Raw genomic sequence first — 4,646 nt, forward strand, 5'->3', positions numbered from 1 at the left:
ACCCACCAGGACATCCCCTTCGAAACCCTGGTCGAACACCTCAACCCCACCCGCTCCCTCGCCCGCCACCCCCTCTTCCAGATCATGCTCACCCTCAACAACACCACCCACACCACCCTCGAACTCGCCGACCTCACCGTCCAACCCGAGCTGACCACGCTCGGCGTCGCCAAGTTCGACCTGTCGTTCAGCCTGCTCGAACTGGCCGGGGCGAACGGCGAGTCCGGCGGGGTGCGCGGCGCCGTGGAGTACGCCACCGACCTCTTCGACGCGCCGACGGCCCAGCGCGTCGCCGAACAGCTCACCCGGATCCTCGAAGCCGCCGCCAACGACCCCGACCAGCCGATCAACCGGATCGACCTGCTGGACGCGGACGGCCTGCGCCGGGCCACCGAGGGCCGCGCCGAGCCGCCAGTCGAGCGGACCGTACCCGAGCTGTTCGCCGCCCAGGCCGCCCGCACCCCGGACGCCGTCGCGGTCCGCTGTGGCTCGACCTCGCTCACCTTCGCCGAAATCGACGCCGCCGCCAACCGCCTCGCGCACCGCCTGGCCGCCCTCGGCGTGCGCGGCGGCGCCCCCGTCGCCATCGCCCTGCCGCGCAGCGCGGACACCCTGGTCGCGATGCTCGCCGTCCTCAAGGCCGGCGGCGCCTGCGTCAGCCTCGACCTCGCCCACCCCCGGCAGCGGCTCACCTCCGTGCTGGCCGACGTCCGCCCGGTCTGCGCGGTCGGCACCGACGAGGCCCTCGCCGCGCTCGACCTGCCGCCCGGCCTGCCCACCGTACGGCCGCAGGACGCCGACGGCGAACTGGACACTGCACCACCCGCACCCCGACTACACGACCCCGCCTACGTGTTGCACACCTCGGGCTCCACCGGTCGCCCCAAGGGCGTGGTCGTCACCCACGCCTCGCTCGCCAACCTGCACGCCGGCCACGGCGAGGACCACATCGCCCCGGCCCTCCGCCGCACCGGCCGCGAGCGGCTGCGCATCGCCCACAGCGCCTCCTTCGCCTTCGACGCCTCCTGGGACCCGGTGCTGTGGATGGTCCACGGTCACGAACTCCACCTGCTCGACGACGCCACCTACCGCGACCCGGCCGCACTCGCCGCCCACCTCCACCGCGAGCGCATCGACTACCTCGACCTCACCCCCTCCTACCTCGAAGTCCTGCTCGCCGAAGGCATCCTGGACGAAGGCCGACACCGCCCGTCCGTCCTCGCCATCGGCGGCGAAGCCACCCCGCCCGCCCTCTGGCAGCGCCTCACCGCCACCCCCGGCCTGCACCCGATCGACCTCTACGGCCCCACCGAGACCACCGTCGACGCCTACGCCTGGACCCCGGGCCCCGACGGCACCCCGGTCGGACGGGTGGTGCGCGGCTCCCGCGCCTACGTCCTGGACGGCTCCCTGCGGCCTGCGCCCGACGGCGTCACCGGCGAACTGTACGTGGCCGGCGCCTGCCTGGCCCGCGGCTACCTCGGCCGGGTCGACCTCACCGCCGAACGCTTCCTCGCCGACCCCTTCGGCCCGCCCGGCGACCGGATGTACCGCACCGGCGACCTCGCCCGCCGCCGGGACGACGGCACGCTCCACTACCTCGGCCGGGTCGACCACCAGGTCAAGGTTCGCGGCTTCCGCATCGAACTCGGCGAGATCGAAGCGTCACTGACTGCTCATCAGACCGTGGCGAGCGCCGCTGTGATCGTGCGCGAGGACCGGCCCGGCGACAAGCGCATCGTCGCCTACACCGTCCCCGCCACCGGGCACACCCCGGACCCGGCCCAACTCCGCGCCCACCTGGCGGACCTGCTGCCGGAGTACATGATCCCCGCAACATTCACGACGCTGGAGACCCTGCCGCTCACCTCGAACGGCAAGCTCGACCGCAAGGCCCTGCCCACCCCCGAGTACCCCACCGACCACCAGGGACGCGGCCCGCGCTCACCGCAGGAAGAGATCCTCTGCGGCCTCTTCACCGAGACCCTCGGCCTCACCGAGATCAGCATCGACGACAGCTTCTTCGACCTCGGCGGACACTCCCTCCTCGCCACCCGCCTCGCCAGCCGCATCCGCACCGCCCTCGGCGCCGAAATGCCCATCCGCACCCTTTTCAAGGCGCCCACCGTCGCCGCCCTGTCCGAGCACTTGTCCAGCGCGAAGAAGTCGCGCCGCCCCGCACTCCGTCCGGCGCTGCGGTCGAAGAAGGAGATCTGATGATTCCGCTGTCCTACGCCCAGCGCCGCCTCTGGCTCATCGGACGCCTTGAGGGGGCCGGCGCCGACTACAACATGCCGTTGCCGCTGCGCATGAGCGGATCGCTGGACCGCGACGCCCTTCAGGCCGCGCTCGGCGACGTCGTCGCGCGGCACGAGAGCCTGCGCACCGTCTTCCCCGAAACCGACGGCGAACCGCACCAGCACGTCCTCGATGCGGAGACCGCCGCGCCCGAACTCACCGTCAGCACCGTCGCGGAGGCCGGCCTGACCGCCGCGCTCGCCGAGGCCAGCCGCCACGTCTTCGACCTGGCCACCGAAATCCCCTTCCGCACCCGCCTGTTCAGCATCGCCGAGGACGACCACGTCCTCCTCGTCCTGCTGCACCACATCGCCGCCGACGGCTGGTCCATGGCCCCCTTCCTGCGCGACCTCGGCCAGGCCTACAACGCCCGCACCGACGGCCGGGCCCCCGACTGGGAACCTCTGCCGGTCCAGTACACCGACTACACCCTCTGGCAGCGCGAGCTCCTCGGCGAAGCCGACGACCCCGACAGCCTGTTCAACGAACAGCTCACCCACTGGCGCACCACGCTCGACGGCATCCCCGACGAGCTTGACCTCCCCACCGACCGGCCGAGGCCCGCCCGGGCCGGGCGCAAGGGCTCGTCCGTCCCGTTCAGTCTGGACGCCGACACCCACCGCGAGCTTCTCCGGCTGACCCGCAGCACCGACGCCAGCCTGTTCATGGCCGTGCAAGCCGCCATCGCCACCGTCCTCACCCGCCTCGGCGCGGGCACCGACCTCCCGATCGGCACGGCCATCGCCGGCCGCACCGATGAGGCACTGGACGATCTGGTCGGGTTCTTCGTCAACACCCTCGTCCTGCGCACCGACACCAGCGGCAACCCGACTTTCCGCGCGCTACTGGATCGGACCGCGGAGCACGACCTCACCGCCTACGCCAACCAGGACGTCCCCTTCGAGACCCTGGTCGAGCACCTCAACCCCACCCGCTCGCTGGCTCGCCACCCGCTCTTCCAGGTGATGCTGGCGATGCAGAACACCGGCCGCTCCACGTGCGAACTGAACGGGTTGACGCTGAGCCCGGTGGCCGTCGACTCGGACGCGGCACTCTTCGACCTCTCGTTCAACATCGGTGAACTGTTCACCGAGGACGGCACGCCGAACGGCATCGGCGGCATGGTGGAGTACGCCACCGACCTCTTCGACGCGCCGACCGCGCAGCGGATCGCCGACTGCCTGCGGGCCGTCCTGCGGGCGGTGGCCGCGGACCCCGACGTCCCGATCGGCCGGATCGACCTCCTCCGGGCCACCGAGCGGCAGCAGCTCCTGGGCGACTGGAACGACACCGCGCGGACGACGACGCCGGTCGCCATGCCCGAGCTGTTCGAGGCCCAGGTCCTGCGGACCCCGGACGCCGACGCGCTGGTCTTCGGAGACACCACGCTCACGTACGCGCAGCTCGATGCCCGCGCCAACCGACTCGCCCGGCTGCTCGTCGCCCGGGGTGCCGGGCCCGAGCGCATCGTCGCGCTCGCGCTCCCCCGCTCCGTCGAGCTTGTCGTGGCGGTACTCGCCGTCCTCAAGGCCGGAGCCGCCTACCTGCCCGTCGACCCGGAGTACCCCGCCGACCGCATCGCCTACATGCTCCAGGACGCCGCGCCGCTGCTGACCCTCACCACGGGCGAGGTGGCAACGGCCCTGCCAGCCGGCTCCGAGCTCCTGGTCCTCGACGCCCCCGCGACGCTCGCCGACCTGTCAGGCCAGTCCGACCGGGCCCTCGCCCTGGGCACCAGGCCCGACCAGCCCGCGTACGTCATCTACACCTCCGGCTCCACCGGCCGCCCCAAGGGGGTCGTGATCACCCACGCCGGTGTCCGCGACCTGGCCGATGGCCAGATCGCCGCCTTCGCCGTCACTCCCAGCTCCCGTGTGCTGCAGTTCGCCTCGCCCAGCTTCGACGCCGCGTTCTCCGAGTTCTGCATGGCCCTGCTGTCCGGGGCCGCCCTCGTCCTCGCGCACGCCGAGCAGCTGCGCTCGGCCGAGGGGATCGCCGAGCTCTTCGCCACCCACCGCATCACGCACGCGACCATCCCGCCGGCGCTGCTCGGCGCGCTCCCGACCGACACCATCCCGGCCGGCAGCGTGCTCATCCTCGCAGGGGAGACGCCCGGCGCCGACCTCATCGCCCGCTGGGCGCCGGAGCACCGGCTGCTCAACGCCTACGGGCCGACCGAGACCACCGTCTGCGCCACCCTCAGCAGCCCGCTGGGTTGTGGCGACTCGCCGCCGCCGATCGGTCGCCCCATCCACAACACTCGTGCGTACGTGCTTGATCCAGGCCTCCAGCCGGTCCCGGCCGGCGTCACCGGCGAGCTCTACATCGCCGGCTCCGGCCTCGCCCGC

2 protein-coding genes are annotated in these 4,646 nt (G+C 72.6%); both read left to right on the forward strand.

The genetic code is table 11. From position 1 onward, the window contains the following. Window positions 1-2,217 (forward strand): amino acid adenylation domain-containing protein (locus tag AB0O11_RS39040; RefSeq protein ID WP_363397310.1); only part of this gene is annotated, 2,217 nt, incomplete at its 5' end. After that, window positions 2,217-4,646, forward strand: a 2,430-nt coding sequence (locus tag AB0O11_RS39045; protein ID WP_363397313.1) for a condensation domain-containing protein, incomplete at its 3' end; no start/stop codon positions are given. The genes AB0O11_RS39040 and AB0O11_RS39045, both read left to right, overlap by 1 nt.

Source organism: Kitasatospora sp. NPDC093102, assembly GCF_040683915.1.
Taxonomy (GTDB): domain Bacteria; phylum Actinomycetota; class Actinomycetes; order Streptomycetales; family Streptomycetaceae; genus Kitasatospora.